The organism is Candidatus Kapaibacterium sp. (assembly GCA_023957315.1).
GTDB lineage: Bacteria > Bacteroidota > Ignavibacteria > Kapaibacteriales > UBA2268 > PGYU01.
Window position 1 is genome coordinate 39,755 of the sequence record JAMLHE010000004.1, and the last position, 14,512, is coordinate 54,266.

Genomic DNA, 14,512 nt, shown 5'->3' on the forward strand with positions numbered 1-14,512 from the left:
GTTTTTTTGATACTTTGGTAATTGGAAAATTAATTTGAAGGAAATAATTAATGCGTCGAATGCTTTCGATTTTCTTTAACATAGACCGAACTTATCTGACCGGAGTGTCAATAGTTGGTAGCACATTGTCTTTGGACTATATCAATTCGACTATTCACAAAATTGATTTCGAGAACACACAATCCGAAGAAACCCAAAACGGAATGACAGAATTGATGAATATTATCAACGAAATGGATTTCAAACCCGATGAAGTATCGGTTACCTTACCGTCCGAAAGTGTTTTGGTTTCGAAATTCCCGGGCAACGTCAATATGAATGAAAAGTCTCTGAAGGCTCTCGTAGCTTTGGAATTGAGACAAACATATCCGCAATTTAATTTTGATGATTTTTCGATTCAACTTGTACCGATGACCTCGCAAAATTCGAAAAAACAAATGATGTTAGCAGTCATAATCACAAAGGAAGATTTGAAATTCATTCAAGATTTGCTCGCGCCTTTGGGTAAGAAAATAACAAAGTTCGATATCAGCCAAATGAACGCTCATAGTGCCTTTATCTACAATTATCCCGAATTCAGGTCGGGCAACATTATGATTTTGGGCTTGCAAGGGCAATTCATGGACATCAGCGTAGTGCTCGACGGGCTTCCGGCATATTATAATTTGATTAGATATGAGGGTTTGGATTCCCTGCACGAGAAAATCCAAAATGAGTACAATCAAATAGTCCCCAATCTCTGCGATAATCTTGATGCGATGTTATATTTTGGTTCAAGCATGACAAAAGATGTATCAACTGAGTTAAACCGTATTTCCGGCAAGCTTGATATTGAAGATACGAAAAGATTGAACGGCTTCAGATTGATGAAAAGCTCCTTAGATGAGCGGGAACGAGAGTACTGTTCGCGGACATTGCAAATTTATCCGGCTTGTATCGGCGGATGTCTTCCTACAAAACATACAATCATGACTTTGTAAAATGCGATTGACAACCGGAATCTATGGTGGTTTGCATTACTCTGGAAAAATCCCGAGTAATATCCGACCCACTTCCGACAAAACGAGGCAATCAATTTTCAACGTTTTGTCAAATCTCGTTGATTTCGATGATTGCATATGCTTGGATTTATGCTCAGGAACAGGAGCGTTGGGTTTTGAAGCATTGAGCAGAGGTGCAAAGCACCTAACTTTAGTTGACAATTCCAAAAAATCTTGCGATATCGCCCGCGATGTTGCAAATCTATTCAAAATCCCAAAAGCCGATTATTCCATCATTTGCAGAGATGCTTTGAAGTTTGTAAAAGATTACCCCGATGACAGCCCAAAATTCGACTTGATTTTCTGCGACCCTCCGTACAAAATTGATATCATCAATCCATTATTGATATTGCTCGGCGAAAAAAGTATGCTAAACGATGATTCTGTCATAACATTAGAATATGCAAAAGACATGAAATTGCTGATTCCGCCCGCGTTCAGGAGCATATCGCATAAAGAATTCGGCGAGACGCAAGTAGAATTTATCGAAATTGTAAAAGCGTAAAATTACACTTACAAATTGGTGTTTACGTCAAAATAATTGATTTATAAGAAATGAAGACTTATGATTAGATTCGAGAACATAGAGTATTTATATGCTTTTGCAGTAATTCCTTTACTGCTTATTATTTATATACTTTACAGGTTTTCACGTGGTAGAAGACTGAAAAAAATTGGCGATATGCACTTGGTGAAATTGCTGATACCCGATACCTCAAGCCATAAAGCAAGATTGAAATTTACGATTATGTTGCTTGCAATATCAATGGTTATCTTAGCATTGGCAAATCCTCAAATCGGCACACGATTAGAAGAAGTTAAGCGAGAAGGGATTGAAGTTATCATTGCGGTTGATGTTTCAAATAGCATGTTAGCGGAAGATGTCCGCCCAAACAGGCTCGAACGGGCAAAACGCTCAATTAATCGATTGCTTGATAATTTGGGTGAAGACAAAGTCGGGCTGATAATTTTTGCAGGGAAATCATTTTTGCAATTGCCTCTGACTACGGATTTTGCCGCAGCAAGGCTGATAACTTCCACGATTTCGACCGAAATGGCTGGAACTCAAGGCACTGCGATTGGTTCGGCAATTGATTTGGCGGTTTCGTCTTTCTCTCAAGATGTGAGTATAAGCAAAGTGCTGATAATTATGACCGATGGCGAAAATCACGAAGATGACGCACTCTCTGCCGCCAAACGAGCTAAGGAGCAAAACGTTGTGCTATATACAATTGGCGTTGGCAACTCCGAAGGTGCTCCAATTCCGGTTTACCAAAATGGCAGAATTACCGGTTACATGAAAGACAAAAATGGCGAGAATATAATAACTCGATTAGACCCGGCAGTTTTGCAAGAAATTGCACTTGAAACCAAAGGCGAATTCTTTCGTTCTGATATAGGTACAGATGTCGAACTAACGGAGCTCGTCAATCGCGTTAGCAAGATGGATAAACAAGAGTTCGAATCGAAAGTATTTACTAACTACGAAGACCGTTTCCAGATTTTCGTAGCTTTAGCCTTATTTTTCTTACTTTTAGAATTAGTATTTTCGGAAAAAAAGAATAAATTTATTGCAAAATTGAATTTATTTGTAGCAGGTAAAAAATGAAAAGTATTATTATCATAATTATGTTTGCTTTTGCAATGATTTCGACTTCCTGGTCGCAATCAACCAAATCTTTCATTCGTGAAGGAAATGAGAAATTCAAAGCAAAGCAATTCGAGGAAGCGGAAGTAAAGTACCGTAAGGCACTCGAAGTCGCTCCCGATTATCGTGCCACTTTCAATCTCGGCGATGCACTTTACAAAAACGAACAATATGCCGACGCAATCAGCAAATTCTCCGATATTATATCCCAAAAGCCGGACAAAGCCACAACATCTAATGCATATCATAATTTGGGCAATGCTTATTATAAATCCGATGATTTCGAAAAAAGTATCGCTGCTTATAAAAATGCTCTCAAGTTGAATCCGCAAGATAATGACACCCGTCATAATTTGGAAATGGCACGAAGAATGCTAAAGCAACAACAAGAGCAACAACAAAACAAATCCGATAATAAGGATGATAAAGACGAAGACGGCGATAAAGAGCAAGAAAAGCAGGACGGAGATAAAGACCAAAATCAGCAAAAGCAAGATGAGCAGCAAGGGAAAAATGACCAACAAAAAGATGAGCAGCAACAAAATAATGATGGCGACGGAAAAGAGCAGCAAGGACAAGAACAGCAGAAGAATCAGCAAAACAGACAAAAATCCGAGATTTCTAAGGAAGATGCTGAGAGAATTTTGGAGGCTTTGAAAAATGAAGAGCTTGACGTACAGAAAAAAGTTCTGAAAAAGCAGCAAAGGCGTCCGAGTGAGAAAAATTGGTAATAAATGAGATAAAGAACAAAATGAGAAACAAGTTTTATTGCATTTCGATATTGCTCTTTTTGATGACTGTATCCACATTTGCACAAGAATTTGTCGCAAGTGTTGACCGCAATCCTGTTCCGGTTGGGGAACGTTTTACAGTTTCATTTACCATAAACGGTGGCGGTTCTGATTTCAAAGGTCCCGATTTCAAAGGTTTTACCGTATTAGGCGGACCAAACCAATCGCAGAGTATTCAAATAATAAATGGCAGAACTACTCGGACATTTACTTTATCCTATATGTTGCTTGCAGATAAAACCGGTACTTTCACGATTGGTCCTGCATCTATTGTTAGTGACGGGAAAACGTTAAAAACCCAGCCTCTTTCCATCAACGTTTTACCTGAATCCGAAGCTCAAAAAGAGCAACGCAAGCAAGAGCAGGAACAGGAAAAAACATTAAACCAACAAGCTCTTGATATACTGAAGAAAAATATATACGTCAAATCAAGCGTTTCCAAACGCAGTGTTTTCATTGGCGAACAAATCACAGCAACATACAAACTCTTCATTCATCCCGAATTGAACGTAATGCAACTTTCGCCAACCAAAGTACCGTCCTTGAATGGCTTTTGGAATCAGGACTTACCGATTGACAAACTACAATGGAAGCGTGAAGTGGTGAATGGAGTTACTTTCAATACTGCGGTTATAAAGCAAGTGGTGCTTTTCCCTCAACGTTCGGGCAATTTAGTCGTTGACCCCTACGAATTCAATTTTACTGTCAGGATGAGAGTACAAACATCGCAACGTTCACGAGATTTCTGGAGCTTTTTTGACGATTCTTTCTTTTCCGGAAATAATTTTCGCGATTTTGAATACAAATCGAGCTCCGAACCACTACCGATAAAGGTTTCTGAATTTACCGAAAACCGTCCACCGGAATTTGCCGGAGCCGTTGGTGATTTGAAAATGGAAGCATTTTTGGACAAAACGAAAACTAAAACAGGTCAACCCGTTGCTCTGAAAGTGAAAATTGGCGGTAGAGGTAATTTGAAGCTAATTCAGCCTTTGGCAATTAATTTTCCACCGGGATTTGAAATTTACGACCCGAATATAAGTGATAATATCTATACCACTGAAAGCGGAATGTCCGGCTCAATGACATTTGAATACCTAATCATTCCCAAAAATGCAGGAAATTTTAAAATTGAACCTGTGAAATTTACATATTTTGATTTAAATTCGAAGCGTTTCAAAACCTTGCAATCAGATGCATCTTCAAATCGAAGTCGAAAAAGGTGATGATAATTTCGGTGGAGCTATTACAGGTGTTCGCAAAGAAGAAGTTCAGCTAATCGGTAAGGACATTCGCTACATCAAAACCAAGACTTCATCGCTCAACCGTAATAAAGATAGCTTCTTTGGGTCATCGGACTACGTCGCTATGATGCTCGCACCATTCATAATGTTTGGCATATTTTTTATAATTTGGCGACGCAAAAAGCACGAATCTTATGATTTGAATTTGCTTCGCAATCGCAAAGCTACAAAAATTGCCAAGAAGCGACTTTCACTTGCCAAATCGTTGATGAAGGATAATAGCAATTCGGATAAATTTCACGAGGAAATTAACAAAGCTTTGTGGGGATATTTAAGTGATAAACTCAGCATTCCAAATTCGGAATTGACCAAAGACAAAGCAAAGGAAAGTTTGCTCGGAAAAGGAGTCAGCGAAGATTTATCTTCCGAATTCTTGCAAACTCTCGATAATGCCGAATTTGCGAGATATTCGCCATCAAGCAACAATCACAAGCTCGATGAAATTTATGGCTCTGCCGTCAAAGCTATAACTCAAATGGAGGGAGCTCTAAGATGAAACTAAAATTCTACATTTTAGCCTTTTGTTTGCTTTCTATGACTAATGCAGTATTTTCGCAAACTCCCGAGGAGTCATTCGAAAAAGCGAATAATTATTACATCGCCGGAAATTACGAACAAGCAATTGAATCTTACAGAGCAATTATTGATGACGGCTACCAATCCGCCGAACTATTTTACAATCTTGGCAATTCATACTTCCGAATGGAAAAAATTCCTTCGGCAATATTGTATTTCGAACGTGCAGCAAGATTAGCTCCGAGTGATTCGGATATTGAATTCAATCTAAAAATCGCTAATTTACGAATAGTTGACAAATTTGAAACAGTTCCAAAATTGTTCATTGTCGAATGGTACGAATCGATTTTGGGCTTTTTGTATTCCGGCGTTTGGGGCTGGGTTTCAGTAATCTTGCTTTGGGCATCACTACTGTTTCTGGCGCTTTTCATAATTAGCGGTACTACATTCAGAAAAAAGTTCTTATTTCTACTTGTTGTATTAGGATTTATCGGAACCGTTCTGACATCAATCATAGCTTATAATGCTTACTACAACGAAACGAGTCGCGAATTTGCCATCATTTTTTCGACAAGCATCTATGTCAAGTCTGCCCCCGATGAAAGCTCGGTAGATTTGTTGATACTCCACGAAGGCACAAAAGTAGAAATCACGGACAAATTAGAGGGCTGGTCAGAGATATTACTCGAAAATGGCAACAAGGGTTGGGTGCCTGCGAGCGTACTTGAAGTGATATAATAGATTGCCCTACACTTTCTTTACAATCAGAGTGAATCCTTCGATTGCAGTGACTGTGACTTTGTCGCCGATTTTGATGTCATCGTCGGATTTTGCTTGCCAAAGTTCGCCGTAAACGTGGACTTTGCCACCTGTGCCTTGCACAAAATCTGTGCGAGCAGTGCCTGTCATCCCGATTACTGCTTGTGAGCCACCCTCTTTTTTTCGGGATTGAGCTTTTATGCCATAATAAGCCAATATTGCTACAAAAACTGCCGTAGCCAGCGTAACAACAACTATCAGTGTCATAGATATCCTCATGAACTCTAATGGTGAATCAATCAGTAATATTGAACCAAAAAACAAAGATACAACACCGCTTACAGACAGCAATCCATAGCTTTGGACAAAAAACTCTATCACGAATAAAATGAAAGCCAAAAGTATGAATGCCACTCCGACCATATTGACGGGCAACATCTTGAGCGAATAAGCCGCTAAAAGCAAAGAAATACCGCCCACAACACCCGGAGCTATCGAACCCGGACTTTTTAATTCGAAAATTAATCCGTAAATACCTAACATAATCAGCAAATACGCAATATTTGGGTCGGATAATGTCATCAAAATATGGTCGCGCCAAGATTTTTCGATTTCGATAATTTCGACATCTCTCAATCTCAGCTTTTTTTGCCCTGAAGCAGTTGTTACTACCATTCCATCGGCAGAATCAAGCAAAGATTTGACGGAAACAGCTATAAAATCAATCGCTCCTTCGGCTAATGCTTCGGTTTCGGTAGATGAGATGCTGGATTCGACTGTTTGTTCAGCCCAAGCAATGTTGCGATTTCGTTTTTCAGCAATTGTTCGGATAAAAGCTTTGGTATCGTTTACAATTTTTGAAGTCATAGCTGAAGAAGAATCACTCGAACCGTCTATCCCGACAGGGTGTGCAGCTCCGATATTTGTGCCCGGCGCCATTACTGCCACATGTGCAGCAAGAGTGATGAATACACCTGCCGAACCGGCTCTTGAGCCTCCCGGTGCAACGTAAACAATGATTGGGATTTTCGAGTTTAGAAATGTACTTACAATATCGCGAGTGGATTCTAACAATCCGCCCGGTGTATTGAGACGCAATAGCATAGCTTCGGCGCCCATTTCTTCTGATTTTTCGAGTGAAGTAATTATGTACGATGCCACAGCCGGACTTATTCCGCCTTCGATTGTTATCATCGTAACAGAAGCATTCCGGATAATATCATTTCCCTCTTGAGCAATTGTTGCATTAGGAGCGGTTGTCACACCGCTCCATATTGCAAAACAAACTATCGCCGCTATGAGGGCTTTTTTCATCAGATTTACTTTAATTCCTTTTTCATCTTCACATCGTAATATCCGGGACGTTCTTGCACAGCGCGACGGAAAAATTCATCTCCATAGCCTACGCCTTTTGGATGGCGTCCGCCTTCTACATTAACGTCATTGATGTAGCCGTCATTGTATTTCACAACGAGATACTCCCACAATTGTCGCCAACGATTGACAGTTTGCTCAAATTGGCTGACAGAATAATCGGTTAAAAAGCCGATTGCTAAGTTTTTGTCAATGTTGTAGAGCTCGACAGCAGCCTTATCAATAGCATTTTGTGATAATGTGAACTTGTCTTCAAGCTCGGATTGGACTACTTGAATATCTTTTACAATATATGAATATTTAGTATAAGCAAGATTTGCAACTAAATTGAAAACCCAAAAAGCCGAATTTAGGCTGAATTCTTTAATCGAGTAACCCTGACTTGATGGTGGCGGTGCGGTCATGCTGCAATATAGCGGTACGTAAACATTGGTATAATTATCATCAACACCGTACCAGAATACTCCTCCAATTTCGCGTGGCAACCACGAACGGCTTTGCGAAACAAAAGCGAATGCAGTTTGTTGTGTCGAAATCGGGCGTTCCCATCCGTAAGAATTTACTGTATCGCCTTCCAATTTGAATCCGAGAGGTTTCCAACGCACCGGATTGCCGTAAGGTTCGGCGGCAAGCCCTTTGGTCAAATCCCAAGGAGTATCGTTGAAATGGTCTCTCATCAAATCTATAACATCGGAAACTTTCAACTTTTGGTCAGGTTTGATATAAAGCGGATAAGGTGTGGCGTTTTCGACAGCGCGCCAGTAATCAGGCGATAAATTCGCTTTGGGAGCAGCGCGACGGAATAAACTCCAAACTCTGCCTTCGCAGAATAGCAAACCACCCGGATCGAGAGGATTATATGTATCAGCAAATGAAAATTCGCCATCTTTTTTAGGGTCGTAATATCCATTTTTTTGTGCAAATGAAATCACATCTTTGGAATAAATACAATTGTTCGGGTCATTCAATGGGAAATTACGAATACGAGCTTGGTTTGCGTGAGCAGCAATGTAACCGTCGGGAATTTTGACTGCAACCCATACGGCGCCCTTTTCCTTGCCACCTTTGCCAATCATTTCGAGCATCCAAACTTCTTCAGCATCGGCTATCGAAAATGATTCGCCTGTGGAATAATAACCGTATTCAGCGACGAGGTCTGTCATGACTTTGATTGCTTCACGAGCAGTTTTGCTACGCTGCAAAGTGATTCTCATCATGCTGCCGTAATCCATAATGCCGTTTGTATCGCGTAACTCTTTGAGACCTGTAAAGGTTGTTTCGCCGATTGCAACTTGATATTCATTCATATTGCCGATAACAAGATAAGTCTGTTTGACCTGCTTGATTTTACCTAAATATTTACCTGTGTCCCAATCATGAATTTCTAAAGAATCATTGTCGCCCCAAGTAGCTGCCGGCAAATGAACCAAAGGCTCCATAAATCCACCCGCATCAGCGTTATATGTTATCATCGTCGAGCCGTCTGCAGACGCTCCCTTTGTAACCAATAAGTTAGTACATGTATATGCCTGATAGGAGGCAATCATAAAAATAGTGAGTGTTAAAATTATTTTTCTCAACATAAATAAATCCTATTAAATTTAACTTAATTCTATAAATTACGAACAAATATATTTCTGCAATATAAGGTATTTGGGCAAATAAGGCAAATTTTCTGCATCAGAACTTTGATTATTCTCGAAAAATCGTACAAAATCGTACTCTTTATCATAATTTTCGTATCTTGTATTCGTTATTTTAAAAATAAAAAATGTAATAAATTATGCTTCAAGGAGATTGATTTAATGAATGACATTAATGAATTGAACGAAAGAATCAGGCAAGAAAGCGCTTTCGTTGACCTTTTGATGAACGAAATAGGACGAGTCATCGTTGGGCAGAAATATATGGTAGAGCGTTTGCTGATAGGCTTGTTATCCAACGGTCACGTGTTATTGGAAGGCGTACCGGGATTAGCTAAGACGCTGGCGATTAAGACGCTTGCTCAAGCTATTAACGGAAAATTCAGCAGATTGCAATTTACTCCCGACTTATTGCCGGCGGATTTGACTGGGACTATGATTTATAATCATAGCAAGGAAGATTTTACAGTCAAGAAAGGTCCATTGTTTGCTAATTTTATTCTTGCTGACGAAATCAACCGCGCCCCCGCAAAAGTCCAATCGGCATTGCTCGAAGCTATGCAAGAGCGTCAAATCACAATCGGCGATGACACTTACAAACTCGAAGAGCCCTTCTTAGTTCTTGCTACCCAAAACCCGATTGAGCAAGAAGGTACCTATCCATTACCCGAAGCCCAAGTTGACCGTTTTATGCTCAAACTCATTATTAATTATCCGACTCGAGACGAAGAAAAATTCATCCTTCGCCAAAACATTGCGAAAGAATTCCCAACAACCAATGCAGTTCTCAACTTAGACGAAATCCTCAAAGCCCGCAACACCGTAAAAGAAGTGTATATGGACGAGAAAATTGAGCAATATATACTCGATATAGTATTTGCGACTCGATTCCCACAAGAATACAAGCTGAGCAAACTCAATCAATTAATATCATTTGGGGCATCGCCTCGCGGTTCAATAAATTTGGCTCTTGGTGCAAAGTCCTACGCATTTGTCAAACGTCGCGGCTACGTAATACCCGAAGACGTGCGAGCAGTATGCCACGACATTCTCCGCCACAGAATCGGCATCACTTACGAAGCCGAAGCGGAAAACATTACATCGGAAGATATTATCAATGAAATTTTAAATACCGTCGAAGTGCCATAATGGATACTACCGAATTAATCAAAAAAGTTCGCAAAATTGAAATTAAAACACGCGGTATCACAAAGCAATTATTTTCGGGTGATTACCACAGCGTGTTCAAGGGGCGTGGTATGGCATTCAGCGAAGTTCGTGAATATCAAGTCGGCGACGACATTCGCTCTATTGATTGGAACGTAACGGCACGATACGCAAGCCCTTATGTCAAAATTTTCGAGGAAGAGCGCGAACTCACTGTAGTTTTGCTTGTTGATATTTCGGGCTCGCAGAGTTTCGGAACTCATAGCCAATTCAAACGAGATTTGGTTACCGAACTTTGTGCAGTGCTGACTTTTTCGGCAATTCAAAATAATGATAAAATTGGAGTTTTATTTTTTAGCGATAAAATCGAGAAATTCATACCCCCGAAAAAAGGCAAAACTCATGCTTTGCGAATTATTCGCGAATTACTCGAAATCACTCCGAGCGGAAAAGGTACCGACGTAGGCAATGCACTGAAATATCTGACTAACGTTATGAAAAAGCGAAGCATCGTTTTTCTCGTTTCCGATTTTATTTCAACGGGATTTGACGAGCATCTCAAAATAGCCTCTAATCGTCATGACACGATTGCAGTCCAAATTTACGACAAATACGAAGAAGAGCTCCCCAAAGCTGGTTTAGTCCGAACTTATGACCCCGAAACGGGCAATATGGATTGGATTGATACTAATGACAAAAATGTTCGGCAAGAATATAAATCTTGGCGAGAATCAATGCAAAAGAATTTAGCAAATATTTGCACTCGAAATAAAGTTGACATGATAAAAATCAGAACTGATGAATCATATATAGCTCCGCTCCAGAATTTCTTCAAAAAGCGTGAGAGACGGAAATAGTTTTAATTAATAAATTTACCAAGGATACCGAGATGAAAAAGATTACAATTTTAATGAGTGTGTTGTTTATTGGCGTTTTTTTATCGTTCATTTTTTATGGCGAGAACAACAAAATCAAACCCACATCATCAAGCATTTCGGGACCTTCGATAACTAAAGAAAAGCACCGTTGGTTTATAGAACGTTACGCAGACCCTGCGACCGGAGAATTACCACCTCATATTAATTCAAGAGTTTTGGAATATATCAATTCGACTTTCATCCCCAAAGATGAGAAATTACTCAACGAAATGTTGATGAGCGAAGACATGTGGGATGTTCGCGGACCATACGAAATTGGCGGCAGAACCCGTTCTCTTGGCATTGACATTCGAAATGAAAATATAATAATCGCAGGTGGTGTATCGGGTGGAATGTGGCGAAGTGTTGACGGTGGAGCCTATTGGGCGAAAACTACTCGCTACGACCAATTGCATTCCTCAACTTGTTTGGTTCAAGATACTCGTCCCGGAAAGGAAGATAATTGGTACTATGCCTCCGGTGAATACTTTGGAAATTCCGCTGCTATTACAGGCGATGGCGTTTTCAAATCCACCGATAATGGTCAATCTTGGGATGTATTGCCCGTAACTTCGACAAATAAACCCAATAACTGGGATAACCCATTCGATTATTGTTGGAACATTGTAACAGACCCAACTGCTCCATTGGACCGAGATGACCTTTACGTTGCTGCTGCTAATTATGGTATTTTGAAGAGTACAGACGCAGGCAACACTTGGACTACCACTTTGGGAGCAGGTTCAGGAGCCAGACAAGCGGATATCGCCGTTACTTCCGATGGTGTCTTTTATGCAACATTATCATCAAATACTTCACTAACAAAGGGCATTTATCGCTCCGAAAATGGAATTGATTGGACAAATATTACTCCGCCCGGATTTCCAAATGTTTACGAAAGAGTTGTAATCGGAATTGCTCCATCGGATGAAAATCAGGTCTATTTTGTGGGCAATACGCCCGGTTTCGGCAAATTAACCCATAACAGTCGTCGCGATTCGCTCTATCATAGTTTGTGGCATTATACATATTTAGGCGGTAACGGCGCAGGCGATAACGGTCGCTGGGAAGACCGCTCCATGAATTTACCTAAACCTGACAGCACCAAAGGACAAATGAATTCGCAATGGGGATATAATCTGGTAATCAAAGTCAAACCAGATAATCCTGATATAGTCTATCTCGGAGCAGTTGCATTATATCGTTCAGATAACGGATTCCGCACTCCTGATTTTGCTTGGATTGGCGGAACTTGTCCATTTGAAGATTGCGACTATAATTTCCGCTATCCCAATCATCATGCAGATAATCATGCAATTGTCTTTTCACGCCACGATTACAATCGTGTTTACACAGGCTCCGATGGCGGTGTGCATGTGACTTTAGACGGTGAAGCAGATGTCGTAGAGTGGATTTCCTTGAATAATGGATATTATACAACTCAATTTTATTCGATTGCGATTGAGCATTCTGAACGCAACAGCATTGAAATTATCGGTGGAATGCAGGACAACGGCACTATGATAGCCAAATCAATGAATGTGATGGACAGATGGACAGAGCCATTGCGAGCAGATGGTTTTTGTTGTCAAATTCCTGCCGGTGCAGAATATTACTATGCTTCGCAAAATTCCTCATCTCAACCTGCTATCAAAATTTTCCGTGTCAAACAAGACGAAAACGGCAACAATCTTATCCAAACGCGAATTGACCCAATCGGTGGCAGAGATTTTATCTGGAATACACCGTTCATACTCGACCCGAACGACAACAATCGGATGTATCTCGCAGGCGGCAAAATGGTATGGCGAAATAACGATTTAACTTCGATTCCGATGGTTCAGTCTGTTGACTCGACATCAATCGGCTGGGATAGCCTTTCAAACACTCGGATTGATTTTTCATCAAACTTGCAAACCGAGAGAATAACGGCAATTCAAGTTTCGACAAATCCTGCCAACGTATTGTATTACGGCACTTCACGAGGCAACATTTTCAGAATAGATAATGCTGATGTCGGCGATCCAACTCCGGTGAATATTACTCCTTCGGGCATAACTATGGGCTATGTGAGCAGTTTTGCCATAGACCCCGACAATGCAAATGATGTGATATTTTCGTACAGCAACTACAATATATTAAGCGTATTCCGCTCGACTGATGGTGGCGAGTCGTGGGTTTCGATTTCCGGTAATTTAGAGGAAATGCCCAACGGCACAGGCGCCGGACCAGCCGTTAATTGGATTGAAATCCTGAAGCAAGGCGATACCAAAATTTACTTTGCAGGCACAAGTATTGGGCTTTTCTCCACTACTTTCCTTAATGATAATTCGACAGTTTGGAAAAAAGAGGGCTTGAATGTAATTGGCAATGTGGTGGTAGATATGATTGATGCTCGGCATAGCGACTCTTTTGTAGCAATTGGAACTCATGCTACAGGAATGTATTCGGCTTTTTACGAATTCGATGCACTGTTCGCAGGAAATGTCAATCTGACTTATCCGGCAAACAATGCTCGTTTTGTAGTGGATTCCGTTCATTTTAATTGGAGTGAAGCTGCAAATGCAGGATTTTACGAATTGCAAATTTCAAAAACATCTGATTTTTCGGAAATTTACAAAACTATTCATGGCATCCGAACCAATACCGCAGTTGAAACTTTGCTTCCCGATGGAAGAGAAGAGTTTTATTGGCGAGTTAGGGCTATTAGCTCAAATGGTGCAGGTGATTGGTCTCAGGCGTGGAAATTCACCACAATCGCCGAAGCCCCGACTTTGCTTAGCCCTGAAAACGCAAATTTGTATGTGCCATTAACTACTACTTTAGAATGGTCGCAAGTTGAGGGAATCAGCCAATATCGTATTCAGTTTAATTCTGGTTTCTCGATTCAAAATCCAATGATTGATACGATTGTCACAGGGAATTCATTGCAAATAAGTGATTTGAATTTAAATACTCGATATATTTGGAGAGTTTTATCAATCGAGGAAGGTCACCAAGGACAGTTCTCCGGACTTTCTTATTTTATGACGAGAGAACCCACCAGCGTAGCGGAAAATTTGACAAATCTCGTGAATGTAGTTTTGGCGCCCAATCCCGTTGCTGATTATGGTAATTTGAAATTCCAACTGAATGCCGAAGCCTCGATAAGTGCCGAGATATTCGATTCCGGTGGCAGATTGAGAGCGACCCTTATAAACCAACAATTATATCCGGGCAATTACAATTACCCGCTGAATTTTACAAATTTGCCTTCAGGCTCCTATTTTGTTCGATTTGTCCAAAATCAAGGCAGCTTGAAAATGAATGTTCAAACTATTCCAATTAATATTGTCAGATAATCAAAATATGAG

General features: G+C 40.3%; 12 protein-coding genes. 10 read left to right on the forward strand and 2 right to left on the reverse strand.

Annotation, left to right across the window (positions count from 1 at the left end):
* Nucleotides 1-50: 50 nt before the first annotated feature.
* The 7 genes from M9949_05275 to M9949_05305 are packed head-to-tail and all read left to right on the forward strand — an operon-like array spanning nucleotide 51 to nucleotide 6,037.
* On the forward strand, nucleotides 51-980 hold the full coding sequence (locus M9949_05275) for a hypothetical protein (GenBank protein MCO5250818.1): 930 nt from the start codon (nucleotides 51-53) through the stop codon (nucleotides 978-980).
* Between the two features lies 1 nt (nucleotide 981).
* Entirely contained in the window at nucleotides 982-1,545 is a 564-nt protein-coding gene (rsmD, locus tag M9949_05280) for a 16S rRNA (guanine(966)-N(2))-methyltransferase RsmD (GenBank protein ID MCO5250819.1), read from the forward strand.
* A 60-nt stretch (nucleotides 1,546-1,605) separates the two neighbouring features.
* On the forward strand, nucleotides 1,606-2,649 hold the full coding sequence (locus M9949_05285; protein ID MCO5250820.1) for a VWA domain-containing protein: 1,044 nt from the start codon (nucleotides 1,606-1,608) through the stop codon (nucleotides 2,647-2,649).
* A complete protein-coding gene (locus M9949_05290) occupies nucleotides 2,646-3,419 on the forward strand; it encodes a tetratricopeptide repeat protein (GenBank protein MCO5250821.1) in 774 nt (257 codons plus the stop codon). The genes M9949_05285 and M9949_05290 overlap by 4 nt, the downstream gene beginning before the upstream one ends.
* 20 nt (nucleotides 3,420-3,439) lie before the next feature.
* Nucleotides 3,440-4,705, forward strand: a complete 1,266-nt coding sequence (locus M9949_05295; GenBank protein ID MCO5250822.1) for a BatD family protein — start codon at nucleotides 3,440-3,442, stop codon at nucleotides 4,703-4,705.
* Nucleotides 4,674-5,279: a hypothetical protein gene (locus M9949_05300; GenBank protein ID MCO5250823.1), complete on the forward strand. Its 606-nt coding sequence runs from the start codon at nucleotides 4,674-4,676 to the stop codon at nucleotides 5,277-5,279. Before M9949_05295 ends, M9949_05300 begins: the two co-directional genes overlap by 32 nt.
* Nucleotides 5,276-6,037, forward strand: a complete 762-nt coding sequence (locus M9949_05305; GenBank protein ID MCO5250824.1) for a tetratricopeptide repeat protein — start codon at nucleotides 5,276-5,278, stop codon at nucleotides 6,035-6,037. Before M9949_05300 ends, M9949_05305 begins: the two co-directional genes overlap by 4 nt.
* A gap of 9 nt (nucleotides 6,038-6,046) precedes the next feature.
* On the opposite strand, the gene M9949_05310 is transcribed toward M9949_05305, so the two are convergent.
* Nucleotides 6,047-7,372 carry a nodulation protein NfeD gene (locus M9949_05310; protein MCO5250825.1) on the reverse strand — a complete coding sequence of 442 codons (1,326 nt, stop codon included), beginning with the start codon at nucleotides 7,370-7,372 and terminating at the stop codon, nucleotides 6,047-6,049.
* Between the two features lie 5 nt (nucleotides 7,373-7,377).
* The gene (locus M9949_05315) at nucleotides 7,378-9,015 is read right to left on the reverse strand and encodes a C69 family dipeptidase (protein MCO5250826.1); all 1,638 of its coding nucleotides are present in this window, start codon (nucleotides 9,013-9,015) and stop codon (nucleotides 7,378-7,380) included.
* 213 nt (nucleotides 9,016-9,228) lie between these two features.
* Between M9949_05315 and M9949_05320 the strand changes: the two genes are divergently transcribed.
* Genes M9949_05320 through M9949_05330 form a run of 3 tightly spaced genes read left to right on the forward strand, consistent with a single transcriptional unit; the run spans nucleotide 9,229 to nucleotide 14,500 of the window.
* A complete protein-coding gene (locus M9949_05320; GenBank protein MCO5250827.1) occupies nucleotides 9,229-10,224 on the forward strand; it encodes an AAA family ATPase in 996 nt (331 codons plus the stop codon).
* Nucleotides 10,224-11,099 (forward strand): DUF58 domain-containing protein, encoded by an 876-nt coding sequence (locus tag M9949_05325; GenBank protein MCO5250828.1) that lies wholly within the window; start codon nucleotides 10,224-10,226, stop codon nucleotides 11,097-11,099. Before M9949_05320 ends, M9949_05325 begins: the two co-directional genes overlap by 1 nt.
* 32 nt (nucleotides 11,100-11,131) lie before the next feature.
* Complete coding sequence (locus M9949_05330; GenBank protein MCO5250829.1) at nucleotides 11,132-14,500, forward strand: T9SS type A sorting domain-containing protein; 3,369 nt, start codon at nucleotides 11,132-11,134, stop codon at nucleotides 14,498-14,500.
* Nucleotides 14,501-14,512: the final 12 nt, after the last annotated feature.

Coding starts and splice junctions, on each gene's coding strand:
- M9949_05275 (MCO5250818.1), top strand. CDS start 51: ATGCGTCGAATGCTTTCGATTTTCTTTAACATAGACCGAACTTATCTG.
- rsmD (MCO5250819.1), top strand. CDS start 982: ATGCGATTGACAACCGGAATCTATGGTGGTTTGCATTACTCTGGAAAA.
- M9949_05285 (MCO5250820.1), top strand. CDS start 1,606: ATGATTAGATTCGAGAACATAGAGTATTTATATGCTTTTGCAGTAATT.
- M9949_05290 (MCO5250821.1), top strand. CDS start 2,646: ATGAAAAGTATTATTATCATAATTATGTTTGCTTTTGCAATGATTTCG.
- M9949_05295 (MCO5250822.1), top strand. CDS start 3,440: ATGAGAAACAAGTTTTATTGCATTTCGATATTGCTCTTTTTGATGACT.
- M9949_05300 (MCO5250823.1), top strand. CDS start 4,674: ATGCATCTTCAAATCGAAGTCGAAAAAGGTGATGATAATTTCGGTGGA.
- M9949_05305 (MCO5250824.1), top strand. CDS start 5,276: ATGAAACTAAAATTCTACATTTTAGCCTTTTGTTTGCTTTCTATGACT.
- M9949_05310 (MCO5250825.1), bottom strand. CDS start 7,372: ATGAAAAAAGCCCTCATAGCGGCGATAGTTTGTTTTGCAATATGGAGC.
- M9949_05315 (MCO5250826.1), bottom strand. CDS start 9,015: ATGTTGAGAAAAATAATTTTAACACTCACTATTTTTATGATTGCCTCC.
- M9949_05325 (MCO5250828.1), top strand. CDS start 10,224: ATGGATACTACCGAATTAATCAAAAAAGTTCGCAAAATTGAAATTAAA.
- M9949_05330 (MCO5250829.1), top strand. CDS start 11,132: ATGAAAAAGATTACAATTTTAATGAGTGTGTTGTTTATTGGCGTTTTT.